The organism is Pseudomonas sp. PDM04 (assembly GCF_014851765.1).
GTDB lineage: Bacteria > Pseudomonadota > Gammaproteobacteria > Pseudomonadales > Pseudomonadaceae > Aquipseudomonas.
The window spans coordinates 217,345-232,714 of record NZ_JACVAI010000003.1 but is presented as its reverse complement, the minus strand read 5'-3'; the positions used below and the strand labels follow the sequence as shown (position 1 = coordinate 232,714).

Sequence of the window (15,370 nt, the reverse complement as noted above, 5' to 3'; positions counted from 1 at the left end):
ACCGATGCGACGGGCATTCAACGAATTGCTGACCATCAACCTTGCACGCCGGACGGTTGGCTGTGCTAAAACGCTCTATCAGCCAAGCCTTGTCCTACAGGATTCAGCATGTCGTTATCCGCCAAACCCCTCTCAGGGGTGAAAATCATCGAACTGGGCACGTTGATTGCCGGGCCGTTTGCCTCGCGCATCTGCGGTGAATTCGGTGCCGAAGTGATCAAGATCGAGTCTCCCGATGGCGGCGATCCATTGCGCAAATGGCGCAAGCTGTACGAAGGCACTTCCCTCTGGTGGTTCGTCCAGGCACGGAACAAGAAGTCCCTGACCCTGAACCTGAAACACCCGCAGGGCTTGGCGATCCTGAAAAAACTGCTGGGCGAGGCGGACATCCTGATCGAGAACTTTCGCCCCGGTGTCCTGGAGAAGCTCGGCCTGGGTTGGGATGTCCTGCACGCGCTGAACCCGAAGCTGGTCATGGTGCGCCTGTCGGGGTTCGGCCAGACCGGCCCGATGAAGGATCAGCCAGGCTTCGGCGCCGTCGGCGAGTCCATGGGCGGTCTGCGCTACATCACCGGTTTCGAGGACCGGCCACCGGTACGCACCGGGATTTCCATCGGTGACTCGATTGCCGCGCTGTGGGGCGTGATCGGGGCGCTGATGGCGCTGCGTCATCGCGAAGTCAACGGCGGCCTCGGCCAGGTGGTCGATGTGGCGTTGTACGAAGCGATCTTCGCCATGATGGAAAGCATGGTCCCGGAGTTCGACGTGTTCGGTTTCATCCGTGAACGTACCGGCAACATCATGCCGGGCATCACGCCGTCGTCGATCCACACCAGCGCCGATGGCAAGCACGTGCAGATCGGCGCCAACGGCGACGCGATCTTCAAGCGCTTCATGCGGGTCATCGGCCGCGAAGACCTGGCCAACGACCCGACGCTGGCCAGCAACGACGGGCGCGACAGCCGCCGGGACGAGCTTTATGGGGTCATCGATCGCTGGGTCAACTCGCTGCCGCTGGACACGGTCATGCAGCAGTTGAATCAGGCCGAGGTGCCCGCCAGCCGGATCTTCAGTGCCGAGGACATGTTCAGCGATCCGCAATACCTGGCGCGGGAAATGTTCTTGAAGGCGAAGCTGCCGGATGGCAAAGATTTCAAGATGCCGGGAATCGTGCCGAAACTCTCAGAGACACCTGGCACTTCGCAATGGGTCGGGCCGCAGTTGGGCGAACACAATGTGCAGGTACTCAACGATCTTGGCTACGACACGGAACAGATCGCACAGCTGCGCAAAGACGGGGCCATCTAAGCTGAGGCGCCCGCTTGCGCCCCTCACCCCGCACAACTTGTCGTGGGGTGTGAAGGTCGCATGCACGTTCGCGATGGCTTGGCTGCTCGCCGGCCCGGTGCCTTCGGCCATGGCCCAACCCAGGGAAACCCTGATCTGGCTCTTGCGCGACCTGCCCCCACTGACGATTTTCGAAGGGCCGAAAAAGGGCCAGGGCGTGATCGACCAGTTGTTGCCCCTGTTGACCGCAGACATGCCGCAATACCGGCATGTCCTGATGCGGGTCAATCGCGCCCGCGCCCTGCAAATGCTCCACGAGCCTTCCCTGACGTGCGATGCGGCCTTGAACTGGAGCCGGGAGCGCGAGCGCTGGATCGCGTTTTCCATCCCGGTGTTTCGTGCCATGAGTAACGGCCTGGCCGTGCGCCGGGTCGATCATGAAGTGATTGCCCCCTACCTGCATGACGGCGAAGTGGACCTGGCGCAATTGCTGGCCAGCGGTCGCGAGCAATTGGGCGTGATTGCCGAACGCAACTATGGCGAGTACCTGGATGCGTTGCTCAAACGGGCGCCGGCCGAGGCGCTGACCCCGCACTACGGCAACGATGCCCTGGGCAGCCTGCTGCAGATGCAGCGCCTGGGTCGTTTGCGCTTCCTGCTGGGCTACCGCCCGGAGATTCGCTATCAGGCCCAACAGCAGGGTATTGCGGAGGATGAGCTGCAGTTTTATCCGATCCGGGGTGCGGAAAAGTACCTGTCGGGGTACATCGGTTGTACCGACACGCCCAAGGGCCGGCAGGCAATCAGCGAGATCAACCAGTTGCTGCGCAAACTGCCTCACCAGCATTTGAGCGAGGCCTACTCTGCATGGCTGGACCCGGAAAGTCGCAGCGCCTACCTGGAGGAATCCAGGGCGTATTTCGAGCAACAAGGGCGGCCGTGACAAATCGCGGGCAAAAAGAAACCCCGAGAAGTGGGGAGACGACTCGGGGTTAAACGTGGCCTATATCAAGACCAGTGGCAGCAAGCGCCAAGCACCGGAGCACAATGCTTGATCCTGCTGTTACAAACTCTGACCGGCGTTGGGCCGGGAAGGTTCCCGTGAAAGAAAATTCACTTAAGCGCGAGCCACGACCTTTTCCTGTGCGGCATTGCGCAACGCCGCAATCACACAGGGTTCCAGGCGCCCTTCGGCAATCATCAGATCGCGGTGCAAACCGTCGACCACATCGGTGAGCAAACGCTTGTCGGTCAACTGAGCCTGGTTGAAAGGTCGTTCGACGACGATAGCGCCGGTGGCGCTCTTCAAGGTCACCAGGCATTCGCCATGGGTGCCTGACGGTGTCAATGTCACCTGATACGGGCTCAGAGCCTCACCGAGCAATAGGCAGATACTTTCCATCTCGATCACCACTCAATAGTCCGAAAACGAAGTGCCAGGGGCGTGTCTACAGTAAATGACCGCCGGCACGAGAAGAAAGTTCGGGATGCAGAGCGCGAAGCTGCGTCTCTGGTCCAAGGAGGATGCATGGGGAATATGACAGGGAAAAAACAGCGGCGTGGCGCTGGTCGGGAGGACGGATGCCTCCCTCTGTGGGAGCGAGCCTGCTCGCGATGAGGGGCTGTCAGTAAAGGAATGTCAGGCTGACACACCGCAATCGCGAGCAGGCTCGCTCCCACAGGGGGCGAGGAAAGCCCGCGATGTCGGTGGACGCCGGTTACAACGGCTTGCCGCGATTGCCATGCTGGCTGACGAAGGCCTGCACGGCTTTCAGCTCGTTGGGCAGCACGGTGCAGCGCTCGTCACGCTCGAACAGGTCCGCCAGGTGCGCAGGCAGTTCCAGCGCCTTGCCAACGCCGGCCTTCTCCACCGCATCGGGGAACTTGACCGGGTGTGCGGTGCCCAGGATCACCATCGGGATGTCCAGGCTGCGGCGACATTCGCGTGCGGCCCTGACGCCGATGGCGGTGTGCGGGTCCAGCACTTCGCCGGTCTGCTCGAATACTTCGGCGATGGTTTCGCAAGTTTGCGCGTCATCCACGGCCAACGAGTCGAACAGCTTGCGGGCTTCGGTCCAGCGCTCCTGCTCGACACTGAAACCGCCACCCTGCTTGAAGCTGTCCATCAGGCCCGCGATCGCCGCGCCGTTGCGACCGTGCAGGTCGAACAGCAGGCGTTCGAAGTTCGACGACACCATGATGTCCATCGACGGCGACAACGTGGCGTGCAGGGTTTCCTTGACGTACTGGTTGCCGCTCATGAAGCGGTGCAGGATGTCGTTGCGGTTGGTGGCAACGATCAACTGGTTGATCGGCAGGCCCATGTTGCGCGCCAGGTAACCGGCGAAGATGTCGCCGAAGTTGCCGGTCGGCACCGAGAACGATACCGAGCGCGCCGGACCGCCCAACTGCAGGGCGGCGTGGAAGTAGTAGACGATCTGGGCCATGATCCGCGCCCAGTTGATAGAGTTCACCGCCACCAGGCGCGTGCCCTTGAGGAAGCTCTGGTCGGCGAAGCTGGCCTTGACCATTTCCTGGCAGTCATCGAAGTTGCCTTCGATGGCGATGTTGTGGATGTTCTCACCGAAGATAGTGGTCATCTGTCGACGTTGCACGTCCGACACCCGGTTATGCGGATGGAGGATGAAGATGTCGACGTTTTCGCAGTGCTTGCAGCCTTCGATGGCGGCCGAACCGGTATCGCCGGAGGTCGCACCGACGATCACCACGCGCTCACCGCGTTTTTCCAGCACGTAGTCGAGCAGGCGGCCGAGCAGTTGCAGGGCGAAATCCTTGAACGCCAGGGTTGGGCCGTGGAACAGCTCCAGCACCCATTCATTGCCGTTCAACTGACGCAGCGGGGCCACGGCGCTGTGGGCGAAGACCCCGTAGGTTTCTTCCAGGATCTTCTTGAAATCGGCGTCCGGAATGCTGCCGGTCACGAACGGGCGCATGACGCGGAAAGCCAGCTCGTGATACGGCAGGCCGGCCCAGGAAGCGATTTCTTCCTGGGTGAAACGGGGCAGGTTTTCCGGGACGTACAAACCGCCGTCAGTGGCCAGACCGGCCAGCAGGACGTCTTCGAAATTCAGGGCCGGTGCCTGGCCGCGGGTACTGATGTAACGCATGACTGACTCCAATGGACAGTGTTCGCAAAGCCGGGCCGCTGACGGGCCCGGTGAACGATAACGGCTTAGTTCAGGTGCTCGACGCGGATCCGCACCACCGGGCCGACTACGCCAGCCAGGGCTTCCAGGGCGGCGATCGCGTCGTTGATGCGCTGCTCCAGCACACGGTGGGTCAGCAGGATCATCGGCACCAGGCCGTCATGCTCTTCGACTTCTTTCTGCATGATCGATTCGATGTTGATGCCACGCTCCGACAGGATGCTCGCCACCTGGGCCAGTACGCCCGGATGGTCCTTGGCCTGGATGCGCAGGTAATAGGCGCTTTCGCAGGCTTCGATCGGCAGGATCGGATGGGCCGACAGCGAATCCGGCTGGAAGGCCAGGTGCGGCACGCGGTTCTCCGGATCGGAAGTCATGGCGCGAACCACGTCAACCAGGTCGGCGATCACCGACGAAGCGGTCGGCTCCATGCCGGCACCCGCACCGTAGAACAGGGTCGAGCCGGCAGCATCGCCGTTGACCATCACCGCGTTCATCACGCCGTTGACGTTGGCGATCAGGCGATCGGCCGGGATCAGCGTCGGGTGCACGCGCAACTCGATGCCGGCGGCAGTGCTGCGCGCCACGCCGAGGTGCTTGATGCGGTAGCCCAGCGCCTCGGCGTAGTTCACGTCAGCGGTGGTCAGCTTGGTGATGCCTTCGGTGTAGGCCTTGTCGAACTGCAGCGGGATACCGAACGCGATGGACGCCAGGATCGTCAGCTTGTGCGCTGCATCGATGCCTTCGACGTCGAAGGTTGGATCCGCTTCGGCGTACCCCAGTGCCTGGGCCTCGACCAACACGTCTTCGAAGGTGCGACCCTTCTCGCGCATTTCCGTCAGGATGAAGTTGCCGGTGCCGTTGATGATGCCCGCCACCCAGTTGATACGGTTGGCAGACAGGCCTTCACGGATCGCCTTGATCACCGGAATGCCACCGGCCACGGCCGCTTCGAACGCGACAATCACGCCCTTCTCGCGCGCCTTGGCGAAAATCTCATTACCGTGAACGGCGATAAGCGCCTTGTTCGCGGTGACCACATGCTTGCCATTCTCGATGGCCTTGAGTACCAGCTCGCGGGCAACGGTATAGCCGCCCATCAGCTCTATGACGATGTCGATCTCAGGGTTCGTGGCCACTTCGAAGACATCGGTGGTAATCGCAATACCGGTCGTTTGGAACTGAGGCTTTGGCGTGCGAATGGCAATTTGTGCCACTTCGATCCCACGCCCGGCACGACGAGCAATTTCCTCGGCGTTGCGCTGAAGTACGTTGAAGGTTCCGCCACCGACGGTCCCTAACCCACAGATGCCTACTTTGACCGGTTTCACTGTGAACTCCCCATAAAACGGCCGACACGAGGCCGGCCGTGAAAACAGCCGCAGGTTCGCGGCTCTCTATTGATGGTCCGGCCAATACTGCCACCGGACCATGACCGCCAGGACCATGCCCTGGCGATGCGAAATCACTTCGCGCCCAGTGCCAGTTTGGCGACTTGTGGCGCAGGCTGATAGCCCGGAATCACCTGACCGTCGGCCAAAACGATGGCCGGCGTGCCGTTCACGCCAATCGACTGGCCGAGGGCAAACTGCTTGGAAACCGGGTTGTCGCACTTGGCGGCCTTGATTTCCTTGCCATCGACCATCTTGTCCATGGCCGCTTTCTTGTCTTTCGAGCACCAGACCGCCTGCAGTTGCTCGTCACCTGGCGAACCCAGGCCCTGGCGCGGGAACGCGACGTAACGCACTTCGATGCCGCGCTTGTTCAGCTCAGGCACTTCGGCGTGCAGTTTGTGGCAGTACGGGCAGGTGGTGTCGGTGAACACGGTGATGTGCGACTTGGTTTCGCCGATGGCCGGGTAGACCACGGTTTCGGCAACCGGGATGTCGTTGATCAGCTTGGAGATGCCCAGGCGTTCGGTCTTCTCGGTCAGGTTGACCGGCTTGCCGTCCTTGAGCTGGAACATGTAGCCCTGCACCACGTACTGGCCGTCGGCGCTGGCGTAGAGGACTCGGCTGCCCTTGAGCTTGACTTCGTACAGGCCGGGCAAGGGGCTGGCGGAAATGCTTTCTACCGGGACTTCGAGCTGGAGGTTTTCCAGGCTTTTACGGATGGCTTTGTCGGCCGCGTCATCGGCGACGGCAAAGGTGCTGACCAACGCAATGGCTGCGGCGGCGAAAATCTGGGTCAGACGCATGAGAACTCCTGAAGGCGGACAAATGGGACGATCAGAACGCCCGTGCCGAAACACCGGGTCATAATCGCCCATCGTGCAAACCGGCAAAGCCTACCACATAAGGGCCGCAGGGCCGAATGCCGGTGATACAAGGCGCTGGCGAACGATCAATTGCCATGAGGAACAGCTTGTCTGTGGGAGCGGGCTTGCTCGCGAAAGCGGTGTGTCAGTCACGTAATTTGTATCTGATACACCGCTTTCGCGAGCAAGCCCGCTCCCACTGGGGACCAGCGCTCACCCCCGCGGATGATGCCTGGCGTGCAGGTCCTGCAGCCGCGCCCGGGCAACATGGGTGTAGATCTGGGTGGTCGACAGGTCGCTGTGGCCGAGCAGCATCTGCACCACCCGCAAGTCGGCACCGTGATTGAGCAAGTGGGTGGCGAAGGCATGACGCAGGGTGTGCGGCGACAGCGATTTGCCGATCCCGGCGACCTTGGCCTGATGCTTGATGCGATGCCAGAAGGTCTGGCGCGTCATCTGCTCACCGCGCTGGCTGGGAAACAACACGTCGCTCGGACGGCCGCCCAGCAGTTCTCCACGGCCATCGCGCAGGTAGCGCTCGACCCAGACAATCGCCTCCTCCCCCATGGGCACCAGCCGCTCTTTGCTGCCCTTGCCCATCACCCGCAACACGCCCTGGCGCAGGTTGACCTGCTCCAGCGTCAGGCTGATCAGTTCCGTCACTCGCAAACCACAGGCGTAGAGCACTTCGAGCATGGCACGATCACGCTGGCCGATGGCTTCGCTCAGGTCAGGCGCCTTCAACAGCGCTTCCACATCCGCTTCCGACAGGGATTTGGGCAACGGTCTGCCCAGTTGCGGCATGTCCACACGCAGCGTCGGATCGACCGCGATCAGCTTTTCCCGCAGCAGATAGCGATAGAAGCCCCGCACGCCGGAGAGGAAACGCGCCGTGGAACGCGGCTTGTAGTTCTGCTCCAGGCGCCAGGCCAAGTGATCGAGGATCAACTCGCGACCGGCGTTGATCAATTCCAGGTTTTTATCCTGCAACCAGCCGTTGAACAGTGCCAGGTCGCTGCGATAGGCATCACGGGTGTTATCGGAAAGACCTTTCTCCAGCCACAGCGCATCGAGAAACTGGTCTATCAGTGGATGATCAATGGCAGGCATAGAGGCTCAGGCAAAAACCGGCAATACGGTTCGGAACGATAAATCGCGGGCAACAAAAAAGCAGCCCGCAGGCTGCTTTTTTTGCATCGGAAGCTGGACTTAAACCAGTTTTTCCTTGATGCGAGCTGCTTTACCCGACAGGTCGCGCAGGTAGTACAGCTTGGCTTTACGTACGTCACCGCGACGCTTGACAGCCATGCTGTCGATTTGCGGGCTGTAGGTCTGGAAAGTACGCTCTACGCCAACACCGTTGGAGATTTTACGAACGGTGAATGCACTGTTTACGCCGCGGTTACGCTTGGCGATAACAACACCTTCGAACGCTTGCAGACGCGAACGGTCGCCTTCCTTCACTTTCACCTGAACGACAATGGTGTCGCCCGGGGCAAAGGTAGGGATTTCTTTGGTCATCTGCTCTGCTTCGAGTGCAAGGATGATTTTGTTAGTCATGCTGTGCTCCTAAGGTAAATCGTCGGATCTACCATCGATACGTTGTTAACTATCGTCCCGCTCGCGGATGTATTCCTCGAGCAGCTTCTTCTCTTCTCCAGAAAGCGAGCGGCTTTCCAGAAGATCGGCGCGTCGTTCAAAGGTCCGACCAAGGGACTGCTGTAAACGCCAACGCCGGATGTGCGCGTGATTGCCACTTAGCAATACGTCGGGAACACGCTGATCCGCATACACCTCAGGTCGGGTGTAGTGCGGGCAATCCAGCAGACCATCCGTAAAGGAATCTTCCTCGGCGGAGTCCGCATGCCCTAAAGCTCCGGGCAGCAGTCGTGTAACCGCATCGATCAGGACCATCGCCGGCAGCTCGCCGCCAGACAGTACATAGTCGCCAATCGACCACTCTTCATCGACATGAGCCTCGATAAAACGCTCGTCAATGCCTTCATAGCGACCGGCAATCAGGATCAATGCATCCAGATTCGCCAACTCGCGTACCGCCGACTGAGTCAGTTGACGGCCTTGGGGGGACAGGTAAATCACCTTCGCCGCCTCCCCGGCTGCTGCCTTGGCCTGAACCAGAGCATCTTCCAGGGGCTTGATCTTCATCACCATGCCCGGACCACCGCCAAATGGGCGATCATCCACCGTGTGATGTCGATCCGTCGTGTAGTCTCGCGGATTCCAACAGGTCAGCTGCAACAGCCCCTGTTTCACCGCCCGACTGGTGATGCCGTACTCGCTGATGGCGGAGAACATCTCGGGGAACAGACTGATCACTTCTACGCGCAAGTTAGCCACGCTTAGAAGTCCGCGTCCCAATCCACCTTCATCTCGCCTGCGGCAAGGTCGATGGCCAACACGCATTGCTCGGTATAGGGCAACAGGCGTTCGCGATCATCCAGGCTGCCAGCGCAAGGCTTGACCACCATTACATCATTGGCGCCGGTTTCCAGAAGATGATCGATTTTCCCGAGCAATTGCCCGAGTTGATCAATAACCTTCAGACCTTCCAGCTGGTACCAGTAGTACTCGCCGTCGGTCAGTTCAGGGAACAGGTTACGCGGCACGCAGATCTCGTAACCGGCCAGAAGACGCGCTTCTTCACGATCATCAAGACCCTTGAGCTTTGCGACCAGGAACTTGTCGCTCCCACGTCCGCTGACCAGCTCGACCTGTTTCACACTTCCTTCGCGCTTGAGCGTCCAGGATTTGTACTGCAACAGGTTTTCAGTCGGATCAGTAAAGGAATACACCTTCACTTCGCCGCGAACGCCATGAACCGAATAAATTTTGCCGATAACGATCAAATCATCAGCAACAGCTGGCGTCGCGTTCATATTGCTCAGGCCGCAGCCTTAGCAGCGTCCTTCAACAACTGAGCAACGCGCTCAGAAGGCTGTGCACCAACGCTCAGCCAGTAGGCTACGCGCTCTTGGTTCACGGACAGACGAACTTCCTGACCACGGGCAACAGGGTTGAAGAAACCAACCTGTTCCTTGTGCGAACCGTCGCGCGGGTTGCGGCTGTCGGTTACGGTCAAGTGGTAAAACGGGCGCTTTTTGGAGCCGCCAAGGGCAAGACGGATTGTTAGCATGTGAACATCGTTCCTGTAGTCGGTGCTGCAAATCTAAAGGCACAGCGGGCATAGGTGCCCGAAAGGCCGCATATTCTAAGGAATATCCGGACTTTTGCAAATGACTTTTTCCGGCGGTCTATCGGCCGCCATCCAGATTTGCTATAGAGCCGTCGTTGACAACGGCCAGTCAGCTCCCGCCAAGTGCGGGTTTGCTGGAGATCCCGCCTCCCTGCGGGCCTGCGCCGATGCGATGACCGGCGCCTTCCTTATAGCTTCGGCATGCCGCCGCCGGGCAACATACCGCCCATGCCGCGCATCATTTTGGCCATGCCGCCTTTTGCGGAAAACTTCTTCATCATCTTCTGCATCTGCTTGTGCTGCTTGATCAAGCGACCGATGTCCTGCACCTGGGTGCCGGAACCCATGGCGATCCGGCGCTTGCGCGAACCGCTGATCATCTCGGGGTCGCGACGCTCGGCGGGGGTCATGGAGTTGATTATGGCCTCCATCTGCTTGAACTGCTTCTCTGCCGCGCCCTGGGCGTTGCCCATCTGCGCCAGGTTCACGCCGCCGATGTTGGGCAGTTTGTCCATGAGGCCGCCGAGGCCGCCCATGTTCTTCATCTGTTGCAACTGATCGCGGAAGTCTTCGAGGTCGAAGCCCTTGCCCTTCTTCAGTTTCTTGGCCAGCTTGTCGGCCTTGTCCTTGTCGAGGGTCGCTTCCGCCTGCTCGATCAGGCTGAGCACGTCACCCATGCCAAGGATGCGCGAAGCGATACGCTCAGGGTGGAACGGCTCGAGCGCTTCGCTCTTCTCGCCCATACCGATGAACTTGATCGGCTTGCCGGTGATGGCACGGACCGACAGCGCGGCACCGCCACGGGCATCGCCGTCGACCTTGGTCAGGATCACGCCGGTCAGGGGCAGCGCATCGCCGAAGGCCTTGGCCGTGTTGGCGGCGTCCTGACCGGTCATGGCGTCGACCACGAACAGGGTTTCGACCGGGTTGACCGCCGCGTGCAACGCCTTGATCTCGCCCATCATCTCTTCGTCGATGTGCAGGCGACCGGCGGTATCGACGATCACCACGTCGATGAATTTCAGCCGGGCTTCCTTGATGGCCGCCTGGGCGATGTCCACCGGCTTCTGGCTCAGGTCGGACGGAAAGAACGTCACGCCGATGTCGTTGGCCAGGGTTTCCAGCTGCTTGATCGCCGCCGGACGGTACACGTCCGCGGACACGACCATCACCGACTTCTTCTTGCGCTCTTTAAGGAAGCGCGCGAGCTTGCCGGCCGTGGTGGTTTTACCGGCGCCCTGCAGACCGGCCATCAAGACGACCGCAGGTGGCACGGCGCTCAGGTTCAGGTCTTCGTTGGCCGCACCCATCAGGCTTTCGAGTTCGGCCTGGACGATCTTCACGAAGGCCTGGCCCGGCGTCAGGCTGCGCGACACTTCGGTGCCGACGGCGCGTTCCTTGACCGAGTTGACGAAATCCTTCACCACCGGCAAGGCGACGTCGGCTTCGAGCAGCGCCATGCGCACTTCGCGCAGGGTGTCTTTGATGTTGTCCTCGGTCAGCTTGGCCTTGCCGGTGACATGGCGCAGCGTCTGCGAGAGACGGTCGGTTAGGTTTTCAAACATTGCGCGATCCTTTCAGGCCCTGTGTGGACCGGGATAATGGCGGCCCAGAGCGGAAAAACAGGTGCTCGGCGAGCTGGCGGCGTGGGCAGGTCGCGGATTATAGCGAAGACTGCGTCTGGCGCACACCTCGCACTTTCGTGCCGTGGGGGTTCTATGCCAAACTCAGCGCCTTTCGGGCTTGCCTAACAGGATTTATGCTCCCCTTGTCACCCAGTTTGCTCACCACGCTCGCCGCCGCCTGCTTGTATGCCGCTGCGACCATTTATCAGGGCACTCGCCTGGCCTCCGGCGCCAAGGCGAACAAGCGCCTGCTGGTCACGCTCGGCGTGCTGGCGGTCCTGGCCCACAGTGCCAGCCTGTTCACCCACCTGCTGACGCCGATCGGCCTGGGCCTGGACTTTTTCAGCGCCGCCAGCCTGATCGCTGCCGCCGTCATCGCCCTGACCCTGCTGGCGTGTTCACGAATCCCCGTGGAAAACCTGCTGATCCTGCTGTTCCCGCTGGGCGTCGCGACCGTGCTGCTCGCCCAGTTCGCACCTGCCGGCACGGTGCAGATCATCGACGAAGAGCCGGGCATCCTCGCGCACATCCTGTTGTCGATCCTCGCCTACGGCATGTTCACCATCGCGGTGTTCCAGGCCTTGTTGCTGCTGGTCCAGGACCATCAGCTCAAGCACAAGCACCCGTCCGGGCTGATCAAGAACTTCCCGCCGCTGCAAACCATGGAAAGCCTGCTGTTCGGTTTCCTCTGGGCCGGCTGGACCCTGTTGTCGCTGTCGCTGATTTCCGGATGGCTGTTCGTCGACAACCTGTTCGCCCAGCACCTGGTGCACAAGACCCTGCTGGCGTGCCTGGCCTGGATCGTCTTCAGCGTGCTGCTCTGGGGTCGCAATCGCCTCGGCTGGCGTGGACACAAGGCCATCCGCTGGACCCTGGCCGGTTTCTGCCTGCTGATGCTGGCGTACTTCGGCAGCAAACTGGTCCGTGAATACATCCTGCATATCTGACAGGCGGCATTAATGGACGACTTGCCCATAGGACCGATGCTCGCCGTGGTGGCCCTGCTGATTTTATGGTCGGGGCTGTTCACCGCCATCGAGGCTGCGCAACAGCATTTGCTGGCCCAACGCACGGCCTCGCGCTCCAGCGACAAGCCGGTGGCGAAACTGAGTTTCCCGCTGTCCAGCCTGATCTTCTGCAACACCCTGTGTCGCGCACTGGTGGTGGTCATCAGCACCCTGCTGGCGATTTTCACCTGGGCCGAAAACGGCCCGTGGGTCGCCTGCCTCGTGGCGGGCGCGATGCTCCTGGTGTTTGCCGACTACCTGCCGCGCGCCCTCGCTGCGCGTTATCCGGATGCCGTCCTGTCCCTGGGCAATACCCTGCTCGGCGTGCCACTGAAAATCGTCTACCCCGCCGCCTGGCTGCTCGATGGCCTCAGCCGGTTGCTGACGCGACCGTTTGCCCGCAGGGTCCGGGTGGTGCAGCAGAGCGAGGACGAAACGCCGACCGATCGCCATGATGACCCGCAGAGCCCGGTCTGCCGACCACACCCGCTGCCGGGCATTCATGCGCTGGACAACATCACCGTCAATGACATCCTGGTGCCGCGCAGCGATGTCGACGGGATCAACCTGGACGACTCCATCGAAGAGATCGTCGAGCAATTGCGGGCCAATCGGCGCACACGCCTGCCGGTGTTCCACAGCGACATCAATCAGGTCGAAGCGGTGCTCAACACCCGCCAGATCCGCCATCTGCTGACCGAGGGCAACCTGACCCGCGAAGCGTTGCTGGCCGCCAGCTACGACCCGTATTTCGTCCCGGAGAGCACCCCACTGCAACTGCAATTGCTGAATTTCCACAAGCAGCAACGGCGCCTGGGCATGGTGGTCGACGAGTACGGCGAGGTGCTCGGCATTGTGACCCTGGAAGACATCCTCGAAGAAATCGTCGGCGAATTCGAAAGCCAGCACAGCCTGCATAACCCGCACATCCATCCACAGGCCGACGGACGTCTGGTGATCGATGGCGCGGCGTCCATCCGCGAGCTGAACAAAAGCCTCGGCTGGCACCTGCCCAGCGACGGCCCGAAAACCCTCAATGGGTTGGTGACCGAGGCACTGGAGACGATTCCGGACAGCCCGGTGTGCCTGAAGATCGGGCGTTACCGGCTGGAGATTCTGGAAACCGAGGACAATCGCGTGACCCGCGTATTGATCTGGCACACCAGCGCCGTTCCCGTCACCCCATAACCCTCGCCGATCCAGCCTGGATGCACAGGGGTTTGCCCTTGTTCAATCGTTAGCCACCTTCCTATAATCGCACCACGCTTACCCAAGCCCCGCCCTACCCGTGCTACCCGCACCCCGCTGCAAACCCACATCCCTGGGTGTTCAACCATAATAATTCGCTCCACGGGAGCACATGACTGTCAGGGACAACCGCATGACGACCAGCACGACCTTTACCGAAACCACGCCCGAACAGCCGACGAACTCAGCCACTCGGGTCGCGACGGCGAGCTTCATCGGCACTGCCATTGAGTTCTACGACTTTTATGTGTACGCCACGGCCGCAGCGCTGGTGATCGGCCCGGTGTTTTTCCCGCAGACCTCCGGCACTGCCCAGATGCTCTCGGCGTTTCTCACCTTTGGCATCGCTTTTCTGGCGCGCCCCTTGGGCTCGGCGCTGTTTGGCCATTTCGGTGACCGCATCGGGCGCAAATCGACCCTGGTCGCCTCGCTGCTGCTGATGGGCATCTGTACCACCTTGATCGGTGTCCTGCCGGGTTACGACAGCATCGGTGCCTGGGCGCCGATCCTGCTCTGCGTGTTGCGCTTCGGCCAAGGCCTGGGGCTGGGCGGCGAATGGGGCGGTGCGGCGCTGCTGGCAACGGAAAATGCGCCCAAGGGCAAACGCGCCTGGTTCGGCATGTTTCCCCAACTCGGCCCTTCGATCGGTTTTCTCGCCGCCAACGGCCTGTTCCTGAGCCTGGCCATGGGCCTGGATGACGAACAGTTCCGTTCGTGGGGCTGGCGGATTCCCTTCCTGCTCAGCGCCGCGCTGGTGATGGTCGGCCTGTACGTGCGCCTGAAACTCCACGAGACCCCGGTGTTCGCCAACGCCATGGCGCGCCAGGAACGGGTGAAGCTGCCGCTGGTCGAGCTGTTCAGCCAATACTGGGCGCCGGTGTTGCTGGGGGCCGGATCGATGGTGGTGTGCTATGCACTGTTCTACATCTCGACCGTGTTTTCACTCAGTTATGGCGTGTCGACGCTGGGTTACACCCGCGAAACCTTCCTTGGGCTGCTGTGCTTCGCCGTGCTGTTCATGGCCGCCGCCACCCCGCTGTCGGCCTGGGCCAGCGACCGCTACGGACGCAAGCCGATCCTGATCATCGGTGGCGTGCTGGCGATTCTGTCCGGATTTCTGATGGAGCCGCTGTTGACCCAGGGTTCGACCTGGGGCGTGGCGCTGTTTCTGTGCATCGAGCTGTTTCTGATGGGTGTGACGTTCGCGCCCATGGGGGCGCTGCTGCCGGAACTGTTTCCGACACACGTGCGTTACACCGGTGCGTCAGCGGCCTACAACCTGGGCGGCATTGTCGGAGCCTCGGCGGCGCCGTTCTTCGCGCAGAAGCTGGTGGCGATGGGAGGGTTGAGTTATGTCGGCGGGTACGTGTCGGGGGCAGCGGTATTGAGTCTGCTGGCGGTGCTGTGCCTGAAAGAGACGCGCAACAACGATCTGAATCGGGTGGCTTGACCGGTCGCCATCGCGAGCAGGCTCGCCCCCACAAGATCATACCGATCTGCGGGGGCAGCCTGCCTCCACAAGCATCACCCCTGTGGGAGCGAGCCTGCTCGCGATAGCCGCGCTG

At 61.2% G+C, this 15,370-nt stretch carries 15 protein-coding genes; 5 read left to right on the top strand and 10 right to left on the bottom strand.

Annotation, left to right across the window (positions count from 1 at the left end; genetic code table 11):
* The first annotated feature begins 108 nt into the window (after positions 1 to 108).
* Both IB249_RS13100 and IB249_RS13095 read left to right on the top strand, forming a co-directional pair.
* A complete protein-coding gene (locus tag IB249_RS13100; protein ID WP_192305277.1) occupies positions 109 to 1,308 on the top strand; it encodes a CaiB/BaiF CoA transferase family protein in 1,200 nt (399 codons plus the stop codon).
* A 73-nt stretch (positions 1,309 to 1,381) separates the two neighbouring features.
* Entirely contained in the window at positions 1,382 to 2,230 is an 849-nt protein-coding gene (locus tag IB249_RS13095) for a TIGR02285 family protein (protein WP_412548004.1), read from the top strand.
* 174 nt (positions 2,231 to 2,404) lie between these two features.
* Here IB249_RS13095 and IB249_RS13090 read toward each other — a convergent pair whose 3' ends face one another.
* The 10 genes from IB249_RS13090 to ffh form a co-directional block, all read right to left on the bottom strand.
* Positions 2,405 to 2,689 carry a DUF3509 domain-containing protein gene (locus IB249_RS13090; protein WP_192305273.1) on the bottom strand — a complete coding sequence of 95 codons (285 nt, stop codon included), beginning with the start codon at positions 2,687 to 2,689 and terminating at the stop codon, positions 2,405 to 2,407.
* 316 nt (positions 2,690 to 3,005) lie between these two features.
* Entirely contained in the window at positions 3,006 to 4,415 is a 1,410-nt protein-coding gene (gene thrC, locus IB249_RS13085) for a threonine synthase (protein WP_192305271.1), read from the bottom strand.
* Between the two features lie 65 nt (positions 4,416 to 4,480).
* The gene (locus IB249_RS13080; protein WP_192305268.1) at positions 4,481 to 5,785 is read right to left on the bottom strand and encodes a homoserine dehydrogenase; all 1,305 of its coding nucleotides are present in this window, start codon (positions 5,783 to 5,785) and stop codon (positions 4,481 to 4,483) included.
* Positions 5,786 to 5,919: 134 nt separating this feature from the next.
* Positions 5,920 to 6,651, bottom strand: a complete 732-nt coding sequence (gene dsbC, locus IB249_RS13075) for a bifunctional protein-disulfide isomerase/oxidoreductase DsbC (RefSeq protein ID WP_192305266.1) — start codon at positions 6,649 to 6,651, stop codon at positions 5,920 to 5,922.
* Positions 6,652 to 6,924: 273 nt separating this feature from the next.
* On the bottom strand, positions 6,925 to 7,821 hold the full coding sequence (xerD, locus tag IB249_RS13070) for a site-specific tyrosine recombinase XerD (protein ID WP_192305264.1): 897 nt from the start codon (positions 7,819 to 7,821) through the stop codon (positions 6,925 to 6,927).
* Positions 7,822 to 7,920: 99 nt separating this feature from the next.
* Entirely contained in the window at positions 7,921 to 8,271 is a 351-nt protein-coding gene (gene rplS, locus IB249_RS13065) for a 50S ribosomal protein L19 (RefSeq protein ID WP_054593850.1), read from the bottom strand.
* Between the two features lie 45 nt (positions 8,272 to 8,316).
* Positions 8,317 to 9,069, bottom strand: coding sequence for a tRNA (guanosine(37)-N1)-methyltransferase TrmD (gene trmD / locus IB249_RS13060; protein WP_010463006.1), 753 nt, complete (start codon positions 9,067 to 9,069; stop codon positions 8,317 to 8,319).
* Between the two features lie 2 nt (positions 9,070 to 9,071).
* Positions 9,072 to 9,608 carry a ribosome maturation factor RimM gene (rimM, locus tag IB249_RS13055; RefSeq protein WP_192305262.1) on the bottom strand — a complete coding sequence of 179 codons (537 nt, stop codon included), beginning with the start codon at positions 9,606 to 9,608 and terminating at the stop codon, positions 9,072 to 9,074.
* Between the two features lie 5 nt (positions 9,609 to 9,613).
* A complete protein-coding gene (gene rpsP, locus IB249_RS13050; protein WP_007944872.1) occupies positions 9,614 to 9,865 on the bottom strand; it encodes a 30S ribosomal protein S16 in 252 nt (83 codons plus the stop codon).
* A gap of 248 nt (positions 9,866 to 10,113) precedes the next feature.
* The gene (gene ffh / locus IB249_RS13045; RefSeq protein ID WP_192305260.1) at positions 10,114 to 11,490 is read right to left on the bottom strand and encodes a signal recognition particle protein; all 1,377 of its coding nucleotides are present in this window, start codon (positions 11,488 to 11,490) and stop codon (positions 10,114 to 10,116) included.
* 194 nt (positions 11,491 to 11,684) lie between these two features.
* On the opposite strand from ffh, the gene IB249_RS13040 reads away from it, so the two are divergent.
* The 3 genes from IB249_RS13040 (at position 11,685) to IB249_RS13030 (ending at position 15,255) form a co-directional block, all read left to right on the top strand.
* Positions 11,685 to 12,497, top strand: a complete 813-nt coding sequence (locus IB249_RS13040) for an inner membrane protein YpjD (protein ID WP_192305258.1) — start codon at positions 11,685 to 11,687, stop codon at positions 12,495 to 12,497.
* A gap of 12 nt (positions 12,498 to 12,509) precedes the next feature.
* Positions 12,510 to 13,745, top strand: a complete 1,236-nt coding sequence (locus tag IB249_RS13035; RefSeq protein WP_192305256.1) for a transporter associated domain-containing protein — start codon at positions 12,510 to 12,512, stop codon at positions 13,743 to 13,745.
* A gap of 193 nt (positions 13,746 to 13,938) precedes the next feature.
* A complete protein-coding gene (locus IB249_RS13030; RefSeq protein WP_192305254.1) occupies positions 13,939 to 15,255 on the top strand; it encodes an MFS transporter in 1,317 nt (438 codons plus the stop codon).
* Positions 15,256 to 15,370: the final 115 nt, after the last annotated feature.